The organism is Bacillus pumilus, assembly GCF_900186955.1.
Lineage (GTDB): Bacteria > Bacillota > Bacilli > Bacillales > Bacillaceae > Bacillus > Bacillus pumilus.
In genome coordinates this window covers 3,595,794-3,619,271 of the sequence record NZ_LT906438.1, presented here as the reverse complement: position 1 = coordinate 3,619,271, position 23,478 = coordinate 3,595,794, and the positions used below count along the sequence as shown (strand labels likewise).

The following is a 23,478-nucleotide window of genomic DNA, read 5'->3' as shown; positions in this document are numbered from 1 at the left end:
ATGACAATAAGGAGGCGCGGGAGAAATGAAAAAATGGCTGAAACAAATTTTTAAATGGGCACCTGTGATTTATCCAGTGGTGAGAAAAATATATAAAGAGCGGAAAGCATCTAAACGTCGTAACGTATCAGCCGGATAATCCGGCTTTTTTTTATGCAAGCATGACCGAATTGTGCGCTAAACAAAAAAGATGATAGATTTGAATGATCCATTTCATGCTTCTTTCCGTTAAGTACATAACAAACGGAAAGAGGAGGAAAAACAGATGAACATGAAAAAAGCGATTTTAACCATTCCGCTTAGCGCAGCATTACTATTTCCGGCAGCCCATAGCGCAAGTGCACACGAAGGACATATGCATGGAGAGGCAAAGAAGACATCTTCGTCACAAGAGGTGTCAAACAAAGCAACCGATCTTCGAGCAGCACTAGACCAGTTATTTTCGGAGCATGCCTACTTAGCAGTCATCACAATGCAAAAGGGAATTGACGGCAGCAAAGATTTTAAACAAGCAGCGGCAGCGCTAAATGACAACACAAATGACTTATCGGAAGCCATCGCTTCTGTGTACGGAAAAAAAGCAGGGAAACAATTCAAAGACATTTGGTCAAGCCATATCGGCTACTTTGTGGATTATGTACAAGCAACCGCAAAGAAAGATGAGGCAGGTAAAAAGAAAGCAGTCAAGCAGCTTGACCAATATCGTATGAAACAAGCCGACATGCTCGATCAAGCAACAGACGGCAGGTTGAAAGCAAGTGAGCTTGAAGAAGGCTTGAAGATGCATGTGAACGAACTATTAAAAGCGTTTGACAGCTACACAGAAAAGGATTTTGATACGACCTATGAGACTGTTAGAAAATCCATTCATCATATGTTTGAAGTAGGCAAAGGCGTATCGTGGGCGATCACAGATCAATTTCCTGGGAAATTTGATCATAAATCTGTCGATACACCAGCCGCAGATCTTCGTGAAGATTTAAACTACTTGTTCTCAGAGCATTTGGCACTTGCGGTCGTTGCCATGCAAAAAGGAAATGATGGTAGCAAGGACTTTGATCAAGCAGCAGCAGCTTTGAACGAGAATACAAATGATTTATCTAATGCGATTGCATCTGTTTATGGTAAGGATGCAGGCAAACAATTCAAAGACATTTGGTCAAGCCATATTGGTTACTTAGTTGATTATGTCAAAGCGGATGCATCAGGAGACAAAGAAGCGAAAGAAAAAGCTGTGAAAAACTTGGATGCATATCGGATGAAGCAAGCGAAATTTCTAGATCAAGCGACAGATGGCCGTTTAAAGGCGGCGGATTTAGAAGCTGGCTTAAAAATGCATATTGATGAGCTGATCAAAACATATACGTCTTACCATAATGGCGAATATGATCAGCTTTATCCAACAGTGAGAGAAGCATACGGTCATATGTTCATGGTCGGTCAAGATGTCGCAGCAGCGATTGTTGATCAGCATCCTGAACTGTTCAAATCCAACATGCCTAACGAAATGCCGAAAACAGGTATGGGAGGCACAGCCGGTCCTTTAGGTATGTCATATGAAGCATTTGCGGGATTAATCGCAAGCTTGATCCTAGCTGGCGGTGCAATGGGTGCGTTCTTCCTAATTCGTCGTAAGACATCAAATTAAGCTCATATCAAAACAAAAAGGGGGGAGCGTGCACAATCGTGCCGTTCCTTTCTTTAAAAGGAGGCAGACTGACTTGAAAAGGTGGCTGTTTGGTCTTCTGATGCTTCTTGTCATCACGGGCTGTGCATCAAAATCGATGGATGATTCGTCATCCGCTAAAACAACCTCATCTCCTGAAAAAATGACAACAAACCAAGCCGCAAAACAGTCTCATTCAAAAGCCATGTTAAAAGACGAACCGTCCGGTATTGTCCCGGCTGAAATTGCGATTCCGGCGATTGATGTCAAAGCAAAAATAGAGAAAACCACTTTATCAAAGGATGGCAGTATGGGGGTTCCAAAAAATACGGACAACACAGCTTGGTTTAAGGATGGTCCAAAGCCAGGAGATAAAGGAAATGCCGTTATGAATGGTCATGTTGATAATAAGTGGGGACCTTCTGTTTTTTATCGATTGAAGGAGCTGAAAAAGGGAAACAAGGTAATCGTGACATCCATATCAGATAAAAAGCGAACTTTTGAAGTCGTCAAAGTGCAAAGCTATCCGCGTGAAGAAAAACCAAATGCGTTTTTCGGGTATGCTTTTACACGGAATCTCAATTTAATCACGTGTACAGGGACATTTGATCATGCAGCAGGGACTCATGAAAAAAGATTGGTTGTCTTTACTCAGCTGATTTCTTCATAAAAAAGGCGATGATACGAAGGTGTATCGCCTTTTTTCATGGTTTCCCAACGGTCCTACCAAAAGATTCATAGGTCATTGGATAGGGTTTGTTGTATAAATAGGGGCGTTTGTCATATAAATGAGATGGCAATTTTTATTTCTTTTCAGTAGAATATGAGTAATGAAGAGAACTGCAAGCGTATACACCTTGTCCAGACAAGGCAGATTCTCCACCCTTACATAAGGAGGCCGATCTGATGCTGAGTAAAAGACTGGCGCACATCTTAAGTCAGCTCATGGCAGCGGAGACCCCGCTCACAAGCGCTGCGCTTTCTGTCAGTTTACAAGTAACAAGCCGCACCATTCGTACAGACATCAAGGAACTGAACGACTGTCTTGCTCCTTATCAAGCGGCTGTAACAGCTGTTCGAGGAGCTGGTTATGAGCTGTTGATCAACGATGAGAATGCCTTTCGCCGTTTTATGAAAGAGGAGGTCGAACAGGAAGAGCCGCTGGCTGTTCTGCCAGAGGAGCGCGTTCGGTTTATTTTAAAAAAAGCTGCTTCTCGCAGAGTCTTATGTGAAACTGGAAGACTTACAGCAGCTGCTGTTTATTAGTAAATCGACGATGAGTAACGATATGAAATGGGTCAAACGCAAGCTTGAGCCCTTTGATCTGAAGCTGGAAGCGAAGCCGAATAAAGGCTGCCGGATCAAAGGATCGGAGATGAAAATTCGTTATTGTATGTCAGAATATTTATTCAGTGAACGCCGATCCTGCCAAACGATGCTGAACACGGCAGTCACCATTTTGCCAAAACATGAACTGGAATTGATTCAGAAAACAATCATTGATTATATCAATGAAGAACGAATGAATCTATCAGACATTTGCATGAATAATTTAATCGTTCATGTCGCGATTGCCTGCAAACGAATTAGACACGGAAACTATGTATCTGTTTTGCCAGAGGAAATCAATGAGATTCCACGGGCAAAGGAATACGAGGTGGCTAAAAAAATGGTGGAATGCCTTGAAGGACTGCTGGACGTCTCTTTTCCGCAAGAAGAGATCGTCTATATCGCCATTCATTTATTAGGAACAGCCAAAATGGTGCAGTCCTTTTCATCGAGCGCTCAAAAACAAATTGTGGATGATGACACGAGCCGTCTTGTCCAGCTGATGCTCCAAGCCATTGATCAAAAGCTGCAGCTTGATTTAGCCGGTGATGCGGAATTAATGATTGGGCTGAGTCTGCACTTAAAGCCAGCCATGACCCGGTGTAAATATGGGATGAACTTAAGAAATCCAATGCTTGATGAAATAAAGGCGGGGTATCCACTTGCCTTTGAAGCAGGAATTATCGCCAGCAGGGTCCTTGAAGAAGAGGAGGGGCTGAGTATTCATGAGAATGAAATCGGATATATGGCGCTTCATTTTGGTGCGGCTTTAGAGCGGAGGAAAATGGAGATTCCGCCGAAGCGATGTCTCATTGTCTGTGCATCTGGTGCAGGGAGTGCAAGACTGCTTCAGGATCGTCTGCGGTCACAATTTGGGACTAAGCTGACCATTTTAGGAACAGCAGAGCTTTATTCGCTTCCGCATGTCTCTTTACATGCCATGGATTTGATTATTACAACGGTCCCGATTCAGATGGATTTACCGATTCCAGTCATACAAGTGAACACCATTTTGGGAGGCGGCGACTTTTTAAAAATTGAAGAAGCCCTGACGAGTGAAACAAGGGTGACATTGGCCTCTCAATATATGAAAAAGGAATTGGTCTTTACAAAACGCGCCTTTCAAACAAAGGAAGAGGTCATCACTTTTCTCACGAAAAAAGTCATCGATATGGGATTAGCACCAGCAGAACTTACACCTTCTGTGATGGAAAGAGAAGAGGCTGCACCGACATCCTTCGGGCATTATACAGCCATTCCGCACCCTATGACGCCGCTGACAGAAGAGACATTTTGGGCGATCTGTTCATTAGAAAAACCGATCATATGGGGAGAGAAAAAAGTTCAATTTGTTTGCTTGCTTTGTGTCGAAAAAGAGAATGCCAAAGATTTAAAAGGGATGTATCGTCTGCTGGGCGAGCTTGTGCACAATGTGAAATTCATTCAGCATCTCATCGCCTGTGATACATTTGAAGACATGCTCGATATCATGTATAAAAAGGCCCCTTCGTACAAGAGCTAACAATGTGATCTTAACTTTTTCCGCTACCTAAAGGAAAAAGTATAGGTGTTTATGAAAGCGGTTTCATAATATGATGAATGTGTAAAGAAAAGCTACACACTTTCAAAAGGGGGCGTTTACACATGAACATCTTATTGGTTTGTGCAGCAGGTATGTCAACAAGCTTACTAGTCACAAAAATGGAGAAAAGCGCACAAGAACAAGGAAAAGACTATCGTATTTGGGCAGTATCTGGAGATTCAGCAAAAAATCATATTGATCAAGCCGATGTGCTTTTATTAGGACCACAGGTTCGATATTTATTACCACAAATGAAAAAGCTCGGAGAAGAAAAAGGGATTCCAGTCGACGTCATCAATACCGTGCATTACGGCGTATGTAATGGGGCTGAGGTTTTAAAATCTGCTGAACAGTTAGTGAACGGATAAAGGGGGCGGAAGGGATGAATGGATTCAACCGATTTCTAGAAGAGAAGGTCATGCCGTTTGCAGGGAAGATTGCCGCTCAAAGACATTTACAAGCATTGCGTGACGGAATTGTTTTAACCATGCCTCTCATTATTGTCGGTTCACTGTTTCTCATTTTAGCCAACCTTCCGATCCCAGGATACAGCGATTTTATGGCAAGTATCTTCGGAGCAGAATGGGCCACGAAACTATCCTATCCTGTTAATGCGACCTTTGACATTATGGCACTTGTTGCAACCTTCGGGATTGCCTACAGGCTTGCTGAAAAGTATGCAGTGGATGCCCTATCATCTGGTGCGATCGCTGTTGCAGCTTTCCTTTTGGCAACACCATATCAAGTTCCTTTCACACCTGAAGGCTCAACAGAAGCCATCTTAGTAGGTGGGGGAATTCCAGTTACATTGATGGGCAGTAAAGGGTTATTCGTTGCCATGATTATTGCCATGCTTTCAACTGAAATTTACCGATTCATTGTCCAGCGGAATATCGTCATTAGGATGCCTGATGGTGTACCGCCAGCAGTGAGTAAATCGTTTATCGCACTTATTCCAGGTTTTGTGGTCATCACGCTGATCTGGGTCGCTAGACTTTTGATTGAGATGACACCATTTGAGAGTATTCATAATATCATCACGGTCTTAATTGGCACACCGCTTTCCATTCTTGGTGGAAGCTTAGGCGGAAGTATTGTCGCCATTGGTGTGCAAATGCTCCTCTGGGCATGTGGTATTCACGGAGCAACCATTGTCGGCGGCGTCATGGGCCCAATTTGGCTCGGTGCGATGGATGAGAACCGTCTCGCATTCCAAGCAGGAGAAGTGCTGCCAAATATCTTCACAGCGCAGTTCTTTGAAATCTTCATCAATGTCGGCGGTAGCGGTGCAACGCTTGCCTTGGTGCTGACGATGATCTTACGTGCCAGAAGTAAACAAATGAAACAGCTTGGCCGACTTGCCATTGGGCCAGCCATCTTTAACATCAACGAACCGATCATCTTTGGAATGCCGATTGTTATGAATCCAATGCTTCTGATTCCGTTTATCCTTACGCCTATCATGATGATCATCACGACATATATCGGAATGAGCACAGGGCTTGTCGCAAAACCGGCGGGGATTGCGGTCCCATGGACGATGCCGCCTATCATTTCAGGCTATCTCGCCACAGGAGGCAAAATCTCAGGTGCTGTCATGCAGCTGATTAACCTAGCGTTGTCATTCGCTTTATACTACCCATTCTTTAGAATGTGGGATAAGCAGAAATTAAAAGAAGAAAGTGAACTAGAAACAAATGCAACAACTGATGAAAATGTCGTCAGCATGTAATAGAGGAAACAAGGGGGATGCGGCCGATGGAAATGGAACAAATTGTGTTTCAACTCATCTTACACGGCGGGAATGGCAGAAGCTCTGCGATGGAGGCCATTACATGTGCAAAGCAAGGGAATTTTGATGAGGCGAAGCAAAAATTGCAGGAAGCACAAGACGCGTTAAATGAGGCGCATCACGCACAGACAGAGCTGATCCAAGGAGAAATTAGAGGAGAAAAGACCGATATTAGCCTCTTAATGATCCATGCACAGGATCATCTCATGAACGCAATGACCGTCAAGGAGCTTGCGGCGGAAATCATCGAGCTCCATGAAAAAATGAAGCAACTCGGAGGTGTCAATTCATGAAAGATAGAATCAAAATTGTCACAATAGGCGGAGGATCAAGCTATACGCCTGAGCTTGTCGAAGGATTTATCAAACGATATCATGAATTGCCTATAAAGGAATTATGGCTCGTGGATATTGAAGCGGGTCAGGAAAAGTTAAACATCGTGGGTGCTCTCGCGAAACGCATGGTCGAAAAAGCCGGTCTGCCGATTGAGGTACACCTGACGCTTGACCGCCGGGAAGCCCTGAAGGACGCAGATTTCGTGACAACACAATTTCGTGTAGGACTGCTGGAAGCACGGGCTAAGGATGAGAGAATCCCACTTAAATATGGCGTCATCGGTCAGGAAACGAACGGACCAGGCGGCTTATTTAAAGGCCTTCGAACCATCCCAGTCATTTTAGATATCGTGAAGGATATGGAAGAGCTTTGTCCAGATGCATGGCTTGTGAACTTTACAAATCCGGCGGGCATGGTCACAGAAGCTGTGCTGCGCTACACGAATCTAAAAAAAGTAGTTGGACTATGCAATGTTCCAATTGGGATAAAAATGGGGATTGCCAAGGCGCTTGATGTGGATGTTGAACGGGTCGAGGTACAGTTTGCCGGACTCAATCACATGGTCTATGGATTAGACGTGTATTTAGACGGGGTCAGCATTATGGATCAAGTACTCGATGAATTAGGAAATCCGAATAGTCAGTGGTCTATGAAGAACATTGAAGCGAAAAACTGGGAACCTTCTTTTGTAAAAGGCTTAGGAGTGATCCCATGTCCGTATCATCGCTATTACTATAAAACAAAAGATATGCTGGAAGAAGAGCAAAAAGCGGCCCAAGAAAAAGGAACAAGAGCAGAGGTTGTCCAGCAGGTCGAGCACGAATTATTTGAGCTCTATAAAGATCCTGATTTATCGATTAAACCACCGCAGCTCGAAAAAAGAGGCGGGGCGTACTACAGTGATGCGGCATGTAACTTAATCAGCTCCATCTATAATGATAAACATGACATCCAACCAGTCAATACAGTGAACAGAGGGGCGATTGCCAGCATTCCGGCTGAATCAGCGGTTGAAGTGAACTGTATCATTACGAAGGACGGACCAAAACCAATCGCGACGGGTGATCTGCCTGTAGCTGTGAGAGGGCTCGTTCAACAAATCAAATCATTCGAGCGTGTGGCAGCAGAAGCGGCAGTCACAGGAGATTACGAGACGGCTCTTGTAGCGATGACGATCAATCCGCTTGTCCCTTCTGACGAAATTGCAAAGCAAATTTTAGATGAAATGCTCGAAGCACATCGTGAATATTTACCGCAATTCTTCAAATCAGTCAAAGCGTAAAACAAAATGGCCCCTTTATGGGGTCGTTTTTTTATCATTGCCCCATATGGAAATTCAAGAAAGAAGTGTATGATAGTAAAAAACAACATGTATGGCTTCAAAGAAAGGACGGTTTGAGTATGGTTGCAATTGGTTTAATGCTTTACGGCTTTATCGTTCAACCTCTGTTGAGTTATGGCACAGTGGTCTTGTTTTTGTATGGCATCATCGCTTCTTTTATTGGTCTTATTCGTCATAGACAGTATGTATGGATTTATGTTCTTCGCCTACTCGTTTGTTTTACCATTCCAGCAACCAACCTGTTGATGTATTTCGCAACAATTGGTGGAGATGAAAGAGACTTTGATTTTCAGCCGATGCCGTTTGTTTATTATCTTGTCTTTATCATAGAAATCATCATCGTTTTTTTACCAGAGATTTTTTTACTGATCGAAAGAAAGCGGAGCATCAAAGGGAAACAGTGGATATATATAGGGGCGATTTTGGGTGTATCGGTCTTGTTTTGGTGCACGATTTGATGGAAGGCTGACTGGACATCTAAGTCTATTTCGCCTTTTTGTTGCGTAACCTTTTTCGTCTAACCTTTACAAAAGTAATAGAAAGAACAAGGATAGAAATTCCGAGAAACTTAAATAGAAACCGGGTGTGGAACGGTGAATCGTCGAAACCTGTAGCGATGATGATCGATCCGATGCAAATACCAAAGAACGCTAGTAGATAAGTAAAAAACATACCATCACTCCTCAATGTGTTATTACCATTATAAGGTATATCAGAGAGGTAAATAAACAAAAAAAGAACCCTTCATGATTGAAAGGTTCTTTTACATGCTTAAGCTTGTTTGACGACCGAATCGACTTCTACTGTCCAGCCGAAGATATCTGGTTGTGTTCCTTTTTGAATACCCGTAATGGCTTCATACAATTTCTTCGATACTTCACCTGTTTGACCATCTTGAATCACATATGGCTGATCGTGATAAATTAATTCCCCGACAGGAGAGATGACGGCCGCTGTTCCAGTTCCAAAGATTTCTTCAAGCTCGCCTGATTGATGTGCTTCAATTAACTCATCAATCGAAATTTTACGCTCTGTCACTGGAATTCCCCAGTGTTTTAATAGCTCAAGTACAGAGTTACGTGTGATGCCTTCTAAAATGCTGCCGTTCAATTCAGGCGTCACGATTTCTCCATTGATTTTAAAGAAAATATTCATACTCCCGACTTCTTCAATGTACTTTTTCTCAACTCCATCAAGCCAAAGAACTTGTGAAAAACCTTTCGTTTCAGCAACTTGCTGTGCCTTGAGGCTTGAGGCGTAGTTTCCAGCTGTTTTGGCATTTCCTGTTCCGCCTTTAACGGCACGGACAAATTCGTTTTCAACGGCAATTTTGACAGGATGGATGCCTTCTTTATAGTAAGACCCCACTGGAGATAGGATAATGAGCAGCTTATATGTGCTTGACGGCGCAACGCCTAAATACGGCTCAGTGGAAATAATGAATGGACGGATATACAAGGAAGTGCCTTCTGCATCAGGTACCCAATCCTTATCAATGCGAATGAGTTCATTTAAGCCCTCTAAAACCGTTTCCGTATCAATTTGCGGGATACACAGGCGGTCATTGGATCTGTTTAAGCGTTCCATGTTCTTTTCCGGACGGAATAAGAGAATTTTCTGATCCTCAGAAACATAAGCCTTCAAGCCTTCAAAAACAGATTGCCCATAATGGTAGACCATCGAAGCTGGGTCCATTGGAATGGCCTGATAAGGGATAATTCTTGGATCATACCAGCCTTGATCAATGGAATAATCCATCACAAACATGTGATCTGTGAAGATTTTTCCGAATTCAAGTTGATCAGATTGAGGTTTTGGTTTTTTTGTTGAACTAAGTTCAACGCGGATGGGTTGTTTTGGCATCGTAAATCTCCTTGCTGTTTGATTATTTGAAAATTCTAATAATATGAAATAATTATGATTCTATTCTATACCTTCACAAAATATTAGCAATAGGTTTTCTGGAATTCAGACAAGAAATATCTGTTAAAGCGCTTTCCTTCTCTCTGCCGTCAGTCTGCCTCATGTCACCCCTTTTTAATAAAGAAATAAAATCCAAATACATTATTAACTGATTAATCTGACAATTTAAAAGCGGATAAATTACCTGTAAGATATTCTTTCAACCATACACCTTTTGACTAGTACATTGCAAGGGGCATTGTCATATTTTAATCCTCTTTTTTTTAACCGATAAAGAAAGAAGAGAAGTGAAAGGAGCAAACAACAAGATGAAACGAGCGATACCAGGCATTTTACTCATTTTATTCATGACCGTGATCAGCTTCGGCTGTCAAGCGATGACAGAGGAGGCTGGCGCCAAGCAGGGAACTGCCTATTACGTGGCGACAAACGGGAATGACAAAAGCCCAGGAACGAAGCAAAAACCTTTTCGCACGCTGAAAAAAGCGGCAAGTATGGCGAGAGCTGGTGCAATCATTTACGTGAGAGGCGGCACATACAAAGAGAAATTGATTGTTCGCCATTCAGGGACAAAGAAAGCACCTGTTATCTTTCAAGCTTACGGAAAAGAAAAACCTGTCATTAGCGGGGCTTCACTAAAAGGAAATCAAGCAGATGGCGGTCTTGTCACGATCGATCAAAAAAGTTACATTACCCTCAAAGGTCTGACGGTGGGACATCTCAAGACGAATAAGGAAGATCTGACCCCAGTCGGTATTTTCATCAAAGGAAGCGGGAAAGGCGTCAAACTTCTCAACAACCGAGTGTATGACATTCAGACGACACACAAAAATGGGAATGCGCACGGTATTGCGGTCTATGGAACAAAAGCTCCTGCAGCCATTGAAGACATTGAAATCAAAGGAAACACTGTTGAAAAATTAAAGCTTGGCTTCAGTGAAGCGCTTGTGCTCAATGGGAACGTCAAAAAGTTCCGTGTGACACATAACACCGTCCGCCACACGGATAATATAGGCATTGATTTAATTGGTTTTGAGAACGTAGCACCTTCTAAAAAGTACGATCAAGTCAGAAATGGTGTCGTATCTAGAAACAAAGTGTATGAGATTACGAGTGTAGGAAATCCAGCCTATGGCAAAGACATCTCCGCTGGCGGAATTTATGTGGATGGCGGGAAGGACATTGTGATTGATCATAACATCACACATCACAATGACCTAGGGATTGAAGTCACAAGTGAACATAAAGGAAAAATGGCAGATCGTATTCGCATCGAACACAATCAAGTGTATTTGAACCGTTATACAGGCATTTCAATTGGCGGCTATGATAAAAAGCGAGGCGGAACAACAAATACGACGATCTCACATAATATTTTATACAAAAATGACACAGCCGGCTTAGAAGGCGGTCAATTGTTGATGCAATATCAAGCCGTGAACAATCGAATCACGAGCAATATCATGACAGCGAGTGCCTCGCATTATTTAGTCGTGAATCTTTATGGAGTAAATCAAAAGAATATCTTCCAGAAGAACGTATATGACGACCGCAAAGGTGCAAAAGCATCACAGTGGGTATGGCGCGGGAAATGGATGGAAGGCTACAAAACGTATCTCTCTAAAAGCGGTCAAGATAAAGGATCAGCACATCTCAATCCACAATTTATGAATGAGAAAAAATATGATTTTCGCCTGAAGAAGTCATCACCTGCTAAGAAAATCATCGGAAATTAAGCAAGTCTGAATCGCAAACTCATTGTTTTAAATTTTCAAAAAAATCATTGACATTGATGTGACATCACATTAAAGTAAAGAAGACATTTCAACGAAAACAAAATTTCATAACGGATCTCTTATCAAGAGAGGCAGAGGGACTGGCCCTATGACGCCCGGCAACCGTTTCTACTATAGAAATTGGTGCTAATTCCTGCAAAGCTGTTACAGCTTTGACAGATAAGAGAGGAAGAATCCCGATACATGTTTCATGCAACGGTGATCAAGCCTCTCTTTCCAAGAGAGGCTTTTTTTCGTCTCTTTTTCAAATGAAAGAACAGTTTACTGGCGTTTTCCCACATTTTTACCTAGTTTTCCGATGTGAAAAATAAAAACAACTTGAGGAGGAACAGCAATGAAGCGTAACTATTTTACATCTTGTCTTATATTATTAACGGTATTGACCGTCCTATTAACAGGCTGCGGCACTGGATCAAGTGCAGGCTCAAAGACAAATGCGAACGAAAAGGTCTCCTTTGACAATGTACCGAAGCGATTTGCAAAGGGACAGGGAGCAAAAATTAAAGTCATTCGTAAAATTGGAGGAGATGATCATACAGCGCAGTTTTTAGCTGGGACGAAGGCAGAAGGTGAAGCGCTTGGCTTTACGGTAGATGTCTACACCGCAAATGGAGATACAGCGAAGTTCCATGACGCGATCTCTCAGGCGCTGGAAGAAAATTATGATGGCTTTATCATCTCTCATGGGGACGACGAGGCGACCGTCGCTGACGTGAAAAAGATCACAGCGAAGGGTATTCCAGTCGTAGCGTTCGATTCAAATCCTAAGCTGAAGGACATCAAAGGGGTCACAGTGACGTCTCAAGATGACGAACAATTAGCGGAAAAATCACTAGACGCACTCGTGTCTGACTTTAAAGGAACAGCAAATATTGCGTACCTCTGGGTAGATGGATTCCCGCCAATGGTGAGACGGAACAAGGTCTATCAAGAAACGCTCAAACAACATGCAGGGATCAAGGAACTTGACCGCTTTGGTATTGCCTCCTCTGATACGTCTGTTCAAACACAAAATGCAGTGGCAGCGATGCTGAATAAATATCCAAAGGGCAAACTTGACGCTATTTTTGCTACGTGGGATGCCTTTGCCATTGGCGCAGCAAGAGCGCTAAAGGAAGCAGGAAGAACAGAAGTGAAGATTTATGGGATTGATGTGTCAAATGCGGATCTTCAAGAAATGACAGCAAAAGACAGTCCATGGAAGTACACAGCAGCGGTTGATCCGAAGCTCATTGGCGCAGTTGACGTGAGAATTCTTGCGAAGAAAATTGCGGGTGAGAAAACCCCGTCTTCCTATGACCTTGAGGCCTCTCTCATCTCACAAAAACAGCTTCAACAATCAGGAAAGGCCATCAATATGGTCAATCTTGCAGACGAAGTGAAGGGGTTCGGTTCATCTACTGCCTTTGAAGAAGATTGGATGAAGACCTTGAAGAAGCATTATTCAAAATAAACGCCGTGCACTCTCTTCTATAGAGGGTGTTTCGTTTTTCAGATGATGATCATGAGAAGGAGGACATCTATGACTTCGCCGTTAGTTTGTATGAAACATATTTCGATTGAATTCCCAGGAGTAAAAGCGTTAGATCAAGTGAATTTCACATTAAAAAAAGGGACAGTTCATGCACTGATTGGAGCGAATGGTGCTGGGAAGTCCACGTTAATGAAAGTTCTTTCTGGCGCTCATTCGCACTATGAAGGAAGCATCCAAATCAATGGTCAGGCGGCATCGATTCAAACCCCAAAGGATGCGGCCTCATATGGTGTGCAGACGGTTCATCAAGAAGTGGATACAGCTCTCGTTCCCTACTTAAGTGTTGGTGAGAATATGATGATGCATCAGATTGAGAAAAAAACATTTGTCGAATGGAAAGAGCTGCACCGTAAGGCAGCTCAACGATTAAAAGAACTGGACATCGACATCTCCACAAAACGCCTTGTAAGTGATCTGACCCTTGCGGAAAAACAGATGGTGCTCATCGCCAAAGCCGTTTCAATCAAATGTAGCATTTTAATTTTAGATGAACCAACAGCTCCGCTAAGTCATACAGAAACAAACAAATTATTTTCAATGATTGACCGGCTGAAACAGAATGGAACGGGCATTGTGTTTATCTCTCATCGCATGCCTGAAATTTTCACCATTTGTGATGAACTGACAGTGATGCGAAATGGAACCGATGTCGCAGCTCATCTTGTTCAAAATACAAATCCGCAGCAGATCATTGAAGAAATGCTAGGTGCGCCATTAGAGGAGCAATTCCCGCTCCGTACACCGTTGAAGGATGCACCTATTGCCCTTGAAGTGAAGCAGCTAAACGACCAGCATAAATTACGCAATATTCATCTTCATGTGAAAAAGGGTGAAATTCTCGGAATTGCGGGCCTTGTCGGTGCTGGAAAAACGGAATTGTGTAAAGCCCTTTTCGGCGCCTCAGAAAAAACGACAGGGACTGTGAAGCTTCATGGTCAAACCGTTCGCATCACATCGCCTCATCAAGCCGTGAGAGCTGGAATGGCCCTTGTGCCAGAAGAACGGAGAAAGGAAGGGATTCTGACAGAAGAGAGCGTGGGGTGGAACTTAACGGCCGCAAGTCTTCGTTCATTCTCAAGCGTGTTCAGCTTTTTACATCGTTCGAAGGAAAAGCGGAAAGCAAACGAAATCGTCAAACGACTAGGTGTCAAAACCCCATCTCTTGAAGCAAAGGTGAAGCATCTATCCGGTGGAAATCAACAGAAGATTGCTATCGGAAAATGGCTGCTGGCTGAAGCGGATGTCTATCTCTTTGATGAACCAACTAAAGGTGTTGACGTTGGAGCGAAAAAAGATATTTTCACGCTGATTGCAGAGCTTGCCGCCCGCGGGAAATCTGTGATTTATGCGTCAAGTGAGCTGTCGGAGATTGCAGGGATCGCAGACCGAGTCTATGTGCTGTATGATGGCAGCATTGCCCGGGAAATGACTGCCCCAACGACTGAGGAAGAGCTTTTATATCATTCAACAGGAGGACAATCATGAGTGAACAACAAATTCCAGCCCCTGTGCAGCAAACGAAAAAACAGCGGCCATCCTTTCATCTATTTGATTTCTTTTATCGATATGGCACGATCTTAACCATTGCTGTATTGATTGTGGTATTTGCGGCAGCGAATCCAGCGTTTTTGCAATCAGGGAATATTATCAATATTTTACGGTCTATCTCCATTGTGACCATTATTGCGGTGGGCCTTACCATCTCCTTGGCAGTCAACGGCTTTGATTTATCGGTCGGATCAGTCGCAACGTTATCGAATGCAATTGTGATTTCTATGTTTGTGTGGTTTTCGCAAAACCCGCTGATTGCGATCCTCTCTGCGCTAGCGGCTGCCCTTATTGTTGGTTTACTCAATGCCTTGATGATTGTCAAAATGAAAATTCCAGATATGCTCATGACATTAGCCATGATGTTTATTATTCAAGGGCTGGCTCAGACGTATACGAAAGGGGCGACCATTTCTGAAAACATGGTGCTGCCTGATGGTACATTCTCAACGGGTACAATCCCTGCCTTTTTCAGCAAAATCGGACAGGTGCCATATATCATTCTCTTAATGGCAGTGATTGTGCTATTTGCACATGTTTTCATGACCTACACAAAGCACGGACGATATATGTACATCATTGGAGGGAATAAGGAAGCAGCTCGATTGTCCGGTATTCATGTGAATAAATATAAAATCGCGGCATATCTGCTTTCGGCTTTATTTGCAGCAATCGGCGGTATTGTGCTGGCATCAAGGGTAATGACAGCGGAAATAAATGCGGGCACACCATATTTAATGGATGGCGTAGCGGCAGCTTTTATCGGTTTTTCCGTCATGGGAGCAGGAAAACCAAATGCATTTGGTACTTTTATTGGGGCTGTGCTCATCGGTATTTTGCAAAATGGACTTGTGATGATGTCTGTCCCTTATTATGCGATGGATATTGTGAAAGGCTCTGTACTCGCCCTTGCGCTGGCGTTGACATATTATAAACAGCGAGGCTGACGACGTATTTTTTAAAACCTTTCGAGTCCCGTCTCCGTCTAGTAAACGGAAAGCGGTGCTGCCGCCGTTTCCCAAAAGGAGATGACAAAAAGAAATGAATATGTCAGCAACTCATGTAGAAGATTTGAAGAACGTCATGGAAGACTGGAAAAATGAATTATTAGTATATAAATTTGCATTAGATGAAATGGATACGAAGTTTTCAATCATTAGCCAGGAATATAATTTAATCCATGGCCACAATCCAATAGAGCATACAAAATCACGGATCAAATCCTTTGAAAGCATTGTAAATAAATTAGCAAGAAAAGGATGCGACATCACAACACAATGTGCCAAGGAGTATATTCATGATATCGCAGGTGTCCGTATCATCTGCTCCTTTATTCAAGATATCTATAATATTATGGATGTATTGAGGCAAAGAGAGGATCTAAAAATCCTTGAAGTGAAGGATTACATTCAACATCCAAAACCAAATGGCTACAGAAGTCTGCATTTAATTGTGGAAATCCCTGTGTACTTAACGAATCGTGTGGAGCATGTGAAGGTTGAGATTCAGGTGCGGACCATAGCGATGGATTTTTGGGCGAGCCTTGAACATAAAATCTATTATAAACTGCAAAACGATGTCCCTCATCAGCTAACCGATGAATTAAAGGAAGCGGCAGATATCGCCCATTACTTAGATGAAAAAATGCAAAATATTAAACGAGAAATCGATTAACGTATAAAAAAGAGCAGCTGCGATATTCACAGCTACTCTTTTTCTTGTTTAAGGATTGGTGCCGCGGTCTCTCTTTTGAATGATATCTTGAGATTGTGCAGATTGGCTCTCTTTTTGGATAGAAGCGCCAATAGAAACACCTGTTATCAAGAGTGTCAAAATCGCAGTTGTGATAAGCCATTTTTTCATCATACATCACTCCATATTCTTAACAAGTTTTTAAGGACAACGCCTTGTTCCAGAAATAAGTGGATTCTTCATGAAGTCCAATTTCTGTTAAGTAAGCAGCTGCATCCTGACAGATGGCTTCAAGATCGACAAGAAAATTCATAGATTCTAATTGATCACAATAAGACTTGATTTGCTCTATCATGTTGTCTTGCTGAAGCATAAGCGTTTCTAAAATAGATAATTTAAGAGAAATGTTTCGTTGTTTTAAATTTTCTGCTTTTTGAAGTGAAAGCTGCACATAATAGTGGAACAAACCAGGCTTTTTCAGCTTGAATAGTGCTTTTGTGTAGGCATACATGGCAAGTAAGTAGCCGCCTGGAGAAGACGTTTCAAATGTCTCGATCAATAAAGCCTTTTCTAGGAGCGGCACAGCTTCACTGTATTCATTTCTAAGACTTTTAATAAAAGCTGCATTGCAATACGCGTGACCAAGTAAATCTGGGTCTTCCATTTGTTCTAGTGAATGAATCACTTCTTCAAATAATGACTCTGCCTCATCATATTTTGATTGATCAGCATAATTCAAAGCGAGCATCATTTGACAGCTGATTGATTTTTTCACATAACATGGATCTGCGTCATAAATAGATGAAGCCATTTTCAAGTGGTGTATAGAGAGGAGCGTGGATCTTATATTATAGTAAAGACACCCTGTTTTATAATGAAATTCTGCTTTTTCAATGTCATCGTGGACGAGATCTAATTTATCCTCTGCCAATTTTAAAAGGTGAAATGCCGTATCCTGATTGCCTCTGCGCATTTCATACATCCCTTTAAAGAAATAGAAATAGTAGCTGAGCATGTCATCTGTACGGATTGCATTTTCATCAACAAAAAGACTGTGATCCAGCGAAGCTGTATCTTCAATGAGATCCTTAAAACGGTACTCTAGCAATTGATAGTAAAGTAGGACATCTTGATTCTCTTCCATGCGATCAAACGCTTGAAGAATCTCTTCTTTTAGCTTGATCGCACCTTGTATTTCTCTTTTTTTCATCATGACATACCAGTCATTTAACATATTCGCTACATCAACGGACGACAAAACACCTGTTTCTGCCAATTTATATCCTCCTTTCTTCATCTATCCATCTCGTTCGATTTCCGTTCATCTGAATTCACTTTCCATATTCAGTATCTTCTTATATTTTAAGCGCTCTCTCGCAATTTGTAAAACATGTTTTTTGATGTAAATTCAACCAGTTGTGAAAGAAATAGGGATCATGTGCCTTTTGTACACGCTTACATATTTTTAGGTAAAAAGAGGGTTTTAGAGAAGATATATTACGATATCAATAGAGAGAAGAAGATCATTCAAGCGTTTGTTTTCGTATGTTAGAAAAAACGGCGGTTTTCAAGGTGGTATCTCGTTTTTTGTGAGATTATCTCACATTATGATTGTGAATCGCTCTTCTTTTAGAATAAAATGAGTTATTCGCAAAAAAGTAAAATTTGAAGAGACTTTTGATCTAGGATTGTATGGATCTTTGGTATTGATAAAAAACATCACACACTATAGCTTTAGCGTGGTATAGTATTATTGGTATTGCGAATATTTAGACAAAACTGACAATAGGGGGTCGTGTTTTATGAAAAAATCGATGTTACTGATCATGGGACTCATAGTTGTGCTCGTCATGGCAGCCTGTGGATCAAAATCGGACAGCGGTTCGGGAGAAGGCAAAGGCACATATAAAATAGGGATAGATGTAACATATCCGCCGTTTGAATTTGAAAAGGGCGGTAAAACTGAAGGGATAGACGTAGATCTAATTAACGCCATCGCGAAAGACCAAGACTTCAAAGTGAAGCTGGAAGCTATGGATTTCTCAGGCATTATCCCAGCAATGCAGGCAGGCCAGCTTGATGTAGGGATGGGCGGAATGAGTATTACAGATGAGCGTAAGAAGAAGGTAGATTTCTCAGACCCATACTTCGACGCTGGACTGACAGTTGTTGTGAAAAAAGACAGCAGCATTAAATCAATTGATGATTTAAAGGGGAAAAAGCTAGCTGTTAAAAATGGGACGACGGGTGCAAAATTTGCATCAGATAACGCAGATAAATATGGGTATGAAGTGGTTCAATTTAATGACAGCCCATCGATGTTCCAAGAAGTTTCAAACGGAAATGCAGATGCCTTAATTGAGGATTATCCTGTCATTACGTATGCAATTGCACAGCAAGATTTAAAATTGAAAACAGTTGGAGACCGATTGAATGGAGACCAGTATGGTATCTCTGTGATGAAGGGGAAAAACCAAGACCTATTGAAAAAGATCAATAAAGGTCTAGAGAACCTAAAGAAAAATGGTGAATATGACAAAATTATTGATAAATATTTGAAGTCATAATACAAGCGAGGCGCGCTCCGAGCGCGCTTTCTTTATGATGCGTCGTATGTGAATTAGGGAGGGAGAAACATGGACACGATTATTAATGCATTTCCGTATTTAATGGATGGTTTGCAAACCACTTTATATATCTTTGTTGTTGCCATCATTTTAGGATTTATCATCGGTTTAATAGTGGCATTATTCCGTCTGTCACCTTTTAAAATCTTAAATTTCATCGCACTTGTCTTTGTCAATGCCATCCGAGGCACACCATTTATCGTACAGCTATTCTTCATTTACTTTGGTTTGAATACACTTGAATTCATATCGCTTGATCGAGTGCCGGCAGGGATTATTACAGTAGCGATTAATGCAGGAGCTTATTTCTCAGAAATTATTCGTGCTGGGATTCAGTCCATTGATAAAGGACAAACAGAAGCTGCGCGTTCCTTAGGTTTTACAGGGGGACAAAACATGCGCTTTATCGTCCTTCCACAGGCATTTCGCCGCATGCTTCCAGCAATTACAAACCAAGCCATCATCAGCTTGAAGGACACGTCTCTCTTATCAATTATCGGAATTGCCGATATTATGCAGCGAGGACAAGTACAGGCATCGGCAACATTTGATCCTTTGAATGTCTGGCTCATTGTCGGTATCATTTATTTCGTGATCATTTATTTACTTTCTCTACTGGCTAGCTACGCAGAAAGGAGATTTGATATCAAATGAGTATGATTACGGTGAAAAATTTAAAGAAATCCTTTGGCGATCACGAAGTGTTAAAGGATATTAATGCAGTCATCGAAGAAAAGGAAGTAGTGTGTGTGATTGGTCCTTCTGGATCAGGCAAAAGCACGTTTCTAAGATGTCTCAATAAATTAGAAGATATTACGGCTGGTGAAGTCGTTGTCCACGGACATACGATTACAGATCCAAAGGTGAATATCAATAAAGTACGACAAGAAGTGGGGATGGTGTTTCAGCACTTTAATTTATTTCCTCATAAAACCGTTTTAGAAAACATCACGATCGCACCGATGAAGGTAAAAGGTACCGACAAGAAGGCGGCAGTCGATAAAGCGATGGACCTGCTTGAAAAGGTCGGCTTAAAAGACAAAGCCAAAAGCTACCCTAACCAATTATCTGGTGGACAAAAACAGCGTGTCGCCATCGCAAGAGCCTTGGCAATGGACCCGAAAGTGTTATTATTCGATGAACCGACATCTGCTCTTGACCCTGAAGTCGTCGGGGATGTATTAGCAGTTATGAAACAATTAGCCGTCGAAGGCATGACAATGATTGTGGTCACACATGAAATGGGCTTTGCGAGAGAGGTAGGAGACCGCGTGATCTTTATGGATGGCGGATATATTGTCGAAGAAGACAAACCGGAGGCTCTCTTTGGAAATCCGCAGCATGAGCGTACAAAATCATTTCTTAGTAAGGTGTTATAAAAAAAGAGTAAGGGCATATGGATGCTCTTACTCTTTTTCTTTTACGGAGCCTAAAGGGAACTGGCCACATTTCCTAGGAAATATTAGCGCTGGAAGAATTCGATCCATTCTTGGTCTGGCCCTCTGAAAAAGAAGTAGCAGTATCCATTTGGTAGCGTCGTAATTTCTTCATCAATTAATTCGATTTGCAGCTTTTGAATACGATTGAATTCAGCATGAATATTGTCAGTTGTAAAGGCAAGATGGTGAACCTTTCCTTCAGATGGCAGATCGCTGCTGTACCCTTGGATGAGCTCAATTTCCGTTTCTGCCTCATCTTTAAAGCCGAGAAATGCAAGCTCAATGATTCCGTTTGTATGAGTGATGCGATCCTTTAATTTCATGCCCACGACTTTTTCATAAAAATCAATGGACGTATCAATATTTGAAACCATAATACCTGTATGATCTAATCGTAATGTCGTCAAAAAAAGAGCCTCCTCTATGGTGTGTTGATATTTTTCTCCTCATCTTATCATAATAGAAGTAACGTATACATTCATATGATAGGATAGAGAGAGTCAATTTAGGATAAGGATGACACGAATGAAAAAAATCTCATTAAAACAAACATTTGCAGAACAAGTGAAAAAGGGATACCCGCTCATTTCTAAAGATGCTGTATCGCATGTAAACGGTATGAAAGAAGGCGAGCTGATTGAATGGGTGGATGAGCGAGGCACCTTTTTAGGAAAAGGGTATTATGGTGTGCAAAATAAAGGGATCGGCTGGGTACTCACCTTTGATGCCAACGAAAAAATAGACCATGCCTTTTTTGTCTCCAAGCTTGAGCAGGCAGCGAAAAGCAGAACGCATTTATTTCATGATGCACAGACGACTGCTTTCCGTGTGTTCAACGGAGAGGGAGATGGCATTGGCGGGCTCACGATTGATCATTATGACGGCTTCTATCTCATCCAGTGGTATAGCGAAGGAGTTTATACATTCAAGGCGGAAGTATTGGCTGCACTTGAGCATGTATATCCAGACTATAAAGGCATTTATGAAAAGAAACGATTTGATACGTCGGGACAGTATATAGAAGATGATGATTTTGTAAAAGGGGAGAAAGGTCAATTTCCTCTCATCGTGAAAGAAAATGGCATGAACGTAGCGGTTTACTTAAATGATGGTGCGATGACAGGCATTTTTCTTGATCAACGTCATGTGAGAAAAGCAATTCGAGATCGCTATGCAAAAGGAAAGACCGTGCTCAATACATTTTCTTACACAGGTGCTTTCTCCGTGGCAGCAGCGCTTGGCGGAGCGAGCAGGACGACAAGTGTAGATGTCGCAAACCGCAGTTTGAAAAAAACATCTGAACAGTTTGAAGTCAACGATATAGTTGTGGACGGGCAGGATATTAAAGTCATGGACGTCTTTAAGTACTTTCCGTTTGCTGCGAAAAAAGGATGGACCTATGATCTTGTCATCTTAGATCCGCCATCCTTTGCACGCACGAAAAAGCACACATTCAGTGCGGCGAAGGATTATAAGAAGCTATTAAAAGAAGCTATCCAAATCACAGCTGAGAACGGCGTCATTGTGGCATCAACGAATAGCAGTGCATTTGGTATGAAGAAATTCAAAGGATTTATTGCGCAGGCCTTTAAAGAATCAGGACAAACCTATCGTATCCTTGAAGAATATACACTTCCTGAGGATTTCCGTACGACGAAGAATTATCCAGAAGGAAATTATTTAAAGGTTGTCTTCATACAAGCATAAGAAAAAAGCCATTTTCTGATAAAGGAAATGGCTTTTTTTATAAGGCAAACGACATGAGGAGAGGTGCTGCACATAATGTAATTATGGCTGAAAGAATCATTGACACACTTGAGATCGTCCCTGAGACGGAGCTCATTTCAAATGCCTTCGATGTTCCTGCCCCGTGTGCACCAGTACCAAGCAGGACGCCCATGGCAATGTCATTATCAATACGGAAATAACGAATGATCATTGGACCGATGATTGACCCAAACAGTGCGGTTAAAATGACGAATACTGCCGTAACGGACGGCATCCCGCCAATCATTTCTGACACACTCATCGCCACTGGTGTTGTGACCGACCTTGGAACAAGACTTTCAATAAGGCCTGTATCCAAATGAAACAACTTCGCGATAAATGCCGTAGATAGAATCGCAATGACAGAACCGCAAGCCACATTCAAAATAATTTCCGCTGCATGCTTCTTCAGAATGTGAAAATACTTATATAAAGGAATGGCAAAAGCAACAGTCGCAGGCTGAAGCATATTCGTGAGCCATTTCCCGCCTTGATTGTATGCATCGTAAGGAATGTTGACGATTAACAGAAAGACGACAAGGACAAGCGGTGTCACAAGTAATGGTGAGACATAGACCTTCGGATGCCGTTTATACACCGCTTTTGATCCGAGATATAAAAGAACCGTTAAGATCAGAAATAGTGCGCCAACTAACATAGCTTTTTCCGCTCCTTTCTTTTCGCAATCATTTGCGTCATGATACCAGTCGAGAGCATGACGACAAAGGTACTCAGTAAGACGACAAGGACAATACTTGTACCAGATTGAGAAATCAATGTTCCATAATCAATGACACCAACGGCTGATGGGATAAAGAATAGCAGCAGTTCTCCGAGCAGCCATACGGCACCAAGTTCAATCCATTTTAATTGAATGATTTTAAAATGAAGTAATAAGAAAATGACCAGAATGCCTAAAATCGTACCCGGTATTCTTAAATGCAAAAAGGCCGCGAGCACATTCATCAATTTCGCAAAAACAAACAAAGCCATAATCTGAAGGACAGCAATCAGCGGCGTTTTGAGCAATTTCACTTTCTGTTCACTCCTTTTTCTATATAAATTGTTCACTGTTTCACAAAAACATGACAACGTTCCAATTGAT

Annotated in this window: 23 protein-coding genes, 1 pseudogene and 1 riboswitch; of the genes and pseudogenes, 18 read left to right on the top strand and 6 right to left on the bottom strand. The window is 41.9% G+C overall.

Annotation, left to right across the window (positions count from 1 at the left end; genetic code table 11):
* Nucleotides 1-25 precede the first annotated feature (25 nt).
* The 9 genes and pseudogenes from CKW02_RS20525 (at nucleotide 26) to CKW02_RS18905 (ending at nucleotide 8,505) form a co-directional block, all read left to right on the top strand.
* The gene (locus tag CKW02_RS20525; RefSeq protein ID WP_003214702.1) at nucleotides 26-139 is read left to right on the top strand and encodes a hypothetical protein; all 114 of its coding nucleotides are present in this window, start codon (nucleotides 26-28) and stop codon (nucleotides 137-139) included.
* 126 nt (nucleotides 140-265) lie between these two features.
* Nucleotides 266-1,648, top strand: coding sequence for a hypothetical protein (locus tag CKW02_RS18940; protein WP_003214653.1), 1,383 nt, complete (start codon nucleotides 266-268; stop codon nucleotides 1,646-1,648).
* Nucleotides 1,649-1,721: 73 nt separating this feature from the next.
* Nucleotides 1,722-2,336 carry a class F sortase gene (locus CKW02_RS18935; RefSeq protein ID WP_003215331.1) on the top strand — a complete coding sequence of 205 codons (615 nt, stop codon included), beginning with the start codon at nucleotides 1,722-1,724 and terminating at the stop codon, nucleotides 2,334-2,336.
* A gap of 236 nt (nucleotides 2,337-2,572) precedes the next feature.
* Nucleotides 2,573-4,517 (top strand): annotated as a pseudogene (locus CKW02_RS18930) (BglG family transcription antiterminator).
* A 122-nt stretch (nucleotides 4,518-4,639) separates the two neighbouring features.
* Nucleotides 4,640-4,945, top strand: a complete 306-nt coding sequence (locus tag CKW02_RS18925; protein WP_003214824.1) for a PTS sugar transporter subunit IIB — start codon at nucleotides 4,640-4,642, stop codon at nucleotides 4,943-4,945.
* Between the two features lie 14 nt (nucleotides 4,946-4,959).
* Nucleotides 4,960-6,309, top strand: a complete 1,350-nt coding sequence (gene celB, locus CKW02_RS18920; protein WP_003214998.1) for a PTS cellobiose transporter subunit IIC — start codon at nucleotides 4,960-4,962, stop codon at nucleotides 6,307-6,309.
* A gap of 26 nt (nucleotides 6,310-6,335) precedes the next feature.
* Nucleotides 6,336-6,662 (top strand): PTS lactose/cellobiose transporter subunit IIA, encoded by a 327-nt coding sequence (locus CKW02_RS18915; protein ID WP_003215078.1) that lies wholly within the window; start codon nucleotides 6,336-6,338, stop codon nucleotides 6,660-6,662.
* Complete coding sequence (locus CKW02_RS18910) at nucleotides 6,659-7,987, top strand: 6-phospho-beta-glucosidase (RefSeq protein WP_003215311.1); 1,329 nt, start codon at nucleotides 6,659-6,661, stop codon at nucleotides 7,985-7,987. Before CKW02_RS18915 ends, CKW02_RS18910 begins: the two co-directional genes overlap by 4 nt.
* 119 nt (nucleotides 7,988-8,106) lie before the next feature.
* The gene (locus CKW02_RS18905; RefSeq protein ID WP_003214720.1) at nucleotides 8,107-8,505 is read left to right on the top strand and encodes a hypothetical protein; all 399 of its coding nucleotides are present in this window, start codon (nucleotides 8,107-8,109) and stop codon (nucleotides 8,503-8,505) included.
* A 313-nt stretch (nucleotides 8,506-8,818) separates the two neighbouring features.
* On the opposite strand, the gene CKW02_RS18895 is transcribed toward CKW02_RS18905, so the two are convergent.
* The gene (locus CKW02_RS18895; RefSeq protein ID WP_003215056.1) at nucleotides 8,819-9,910 is read right to left on the bottom strand and encodes a branched-chain amino acid aminotransferase; all 1,092 of its coding nucleotides are present in this window, start codon (nucleotides 9,908-9,910) and stop codon (nucleotides 8,819-8,821) included.
* Nucleotides 9,911-10,278: 368 nt separating this feature from the next.
* Here CKW02_RS18895 and CKW02_RS18890 point away from each other — a divergent pair, with 368 nt between their 5' ends.
* From CKW02_RS18890 to CKW02_RS18870, 5 genes are all read left to right on the top strand, one after another.
* Nucleotides 10,279-11,706 (top strand): right-handed parallel beta-helix repeat-containing protein, encoded by a 1,428-nt coding sequence (locus CKW02_RS18890; RefSeq protein ID WP_003215367.1) that lies wholly within the window; start codon nucleotides 10,279-10,281, stop codon nucleotides 11,704-11,706.
* A 116-nt stretch (nucleotides 11,707-11,822) separates the two neighbouring features.
* Nucleotides 11,823-11,932, top strand: a riboswitch (SAM riboswitch).
* Between the two features lie 168 nt (nucleotides 11,933-12,100).
* Nucleotides 12,101-13,219: a sugar ABC transporter substrate-binding protein gene (locus CKW02_RS18885; protein WP_003215324.1), complete on the top strand. Its 1,119-nt coding sequence runs from the start codon at nucleotides 12,101-12,103 to the stop codon at nucleotides 13,217-13,219.
* Nucleotides 13,220-13,288: 69 nt separating this feature from the next.
* On the top strand, nucleotides 13,289-14,785 hold the full coding sequence (locus CKW02_RS18880; protein ID WP_003214731.1) for a sugar ABC transporter ATP-binding protein: 1,497 nt from the start codon (nucleotides 13,289-13,291) through the stop codon (nucleotides 14,783-14,785).
* Nucleotides 14,782-15,795, top strand: a complete 1,014-nt coding sequence (locus CKW02_RS18875; RefSeq protein ID WP_003214920.1) for an ABC transporter permease — start codon at nucleotides 14,782-14,784, stop codon at nucleotides 15,793-15,795. The genes CKW02_RS18880 and CKW02_RS18875 overlap by 4 nt, the downstream gene beginning before the upstream one ends.
* A gap of 94 nt (nucleotides 15,796-15,889) precedes the next feature.
* Nucleotides 15,890-16,522, top strand: a complete 633-nt coding sequence (locus CKW02_RS18870; RefSeq protein WP_003215004.1) for a GTP pyrophosphokinase YwaC — start codon at nucleotides 15,890-15,892, stop codon at nucleotides 16,520-16,522.
* A 48-nt stretch (nucleotides 16,523-16,570) separates the two neighbouring features.
* Here CKW02_RS18870 and CKW02_RS20375 read toward each other — a convergent pair whose 3' ends face one another.
* Nucleotides 16,571-16,711: a hypothetical protein gene (locus CKW02_RS20375; RefSeq protein WP_169901775.1), complete on the bottom strand. Its 141-nt coding sequence runs from the start codon at nucleotides 16,709-16,711 to the stop codon at nucleotides 16,571-16,573.
* 19 nt (nucleotides 16,712-16,730) lie between these two features.
* Nucleotides 16,731-17,816, bottom strand: coding sequence for a Rap family tetratricopeptide repeat protein (locus CKW02_RS18865; protein ID WP_003215309.1), 1,086 nt, complete (start codon nucleotides 17,814-17,816; stop codon nucleotides 16,731-16,733).
* A gap of 526 nt (nucleotides 17,817-18,342) precedes the next feature.
* On the opposite strand from CKW02_RS18865, the gene CKW02_RS18860 reads away from it, so the two are divergent.
* From CKW02_RS18860 to CKW02_RS18850, 3 genes are all read left to right on the top strand, one after another.
* Complete coding sequence (locus CKW02_RS18860) at nucleotides 18,343-19,107, top strand: transporter substrate-binding domain-containing protein (RefSeq protein WP_034620276.1); 765 nt, start codon at nucleotides 18,343-18,345, stop codon at nucleotides 19,105-19,107.
* 69 nt (nucleotides 19,108-19,176) lie between these two features.
* A complete protein-coding gene (locus tag CKW02_RS18855) occupies nucleotides 19,177-19,821 on the top strand; it encodes an amino acid ABC transporter permease (RefSeq protein ID WP_003215015.1) in 645 nt (214 codons plus the stop codon).
* Complete coding sequence (locus CKW02_RS18850; RefSeq protein WP_003215369.1) at nucleotides 19,818-20,546, top strand: amino acid ABC transporter ATP-binding protein; 729 nt, start codon at nucleotides 19,818-19,820, stop codon at nucleotides 20,544-20,546. The genes CKW02_RS18855 and CKW02_RS18850 overlap by 4 nt, the downstream gene beginning before the upstream one ends.
* 83 nt (nucleotides 20,547-20,629) lie before the next feature.
* Here the strand turns inward: CKW02_RS18850 and CKW02_RS18845 are convergent, their stop codons facing one another.
* Nucleotides 20,630-21,013, bottom strand: a complete 384-nt coding sequence (locus CKW02_RS18845; protein ID WP_003214664.1) for a glyoxalase GlxA — start codon at nucleotides 21,011-21,013, stop codon at nucleotides 20,630-20,632.
* A 118-nt stretch (nucleotides 21,014-21,131) separates the two neighbouring features.
* Here CKW02_RS18845 and CKW02_RS18840 point away from each other — a divergent pair, with 118 nt between their 5' ends.
* The gene (locus CKW02_RS18840) at nucleotides 21,132-22,313 is read left to right on the top strand and encodes a class I SAM-dependent rRNA methyltransferase (protein ID WP_003214788.1); all 1,182 of its coding nucleotides are present in this window, start codon (nucleotides 21,132-21,134) and stop codon (nucleotides 22,311-22,313) included.
* A 37-nt stretch (nucleotides 22,314-22,350) separates the two neighbouring features.
* Here the strand turns inward: CKW02_RS18840 and CKW02_RS18835 are convergent, their stop codons facing one another.
* Nucleotides 22,351-23,031, bottom strand: coding sequence for a CidB/LrgB family autolysis modulator (locus CKW02_RS18835; protein ID WP_095117917.1), 681 nt, complete (start codon nucleotides 23,029-23,031; stop codon nucleotides 22,351-22,353).
* Nucleotides 23,025-23,408 (bottom strand): CidA/LrgA family holin-like protein, encoded by a 384-nt coding sequence (locus CKW02_RS18830; protein WP_003215226.1) that lies wholly within the window; start codon nucleotides 23,406-23,408, stop codon nucleotides 23,025-23,027. The genes CKW02_RS18835 and CKW02_RS18830 overlap by 7 nt, the downstream gene beginning before the upstream one ends.
* Between the last annotated feature and the right edge of the window lie 70 nt (nucleotides 23,409-23,478).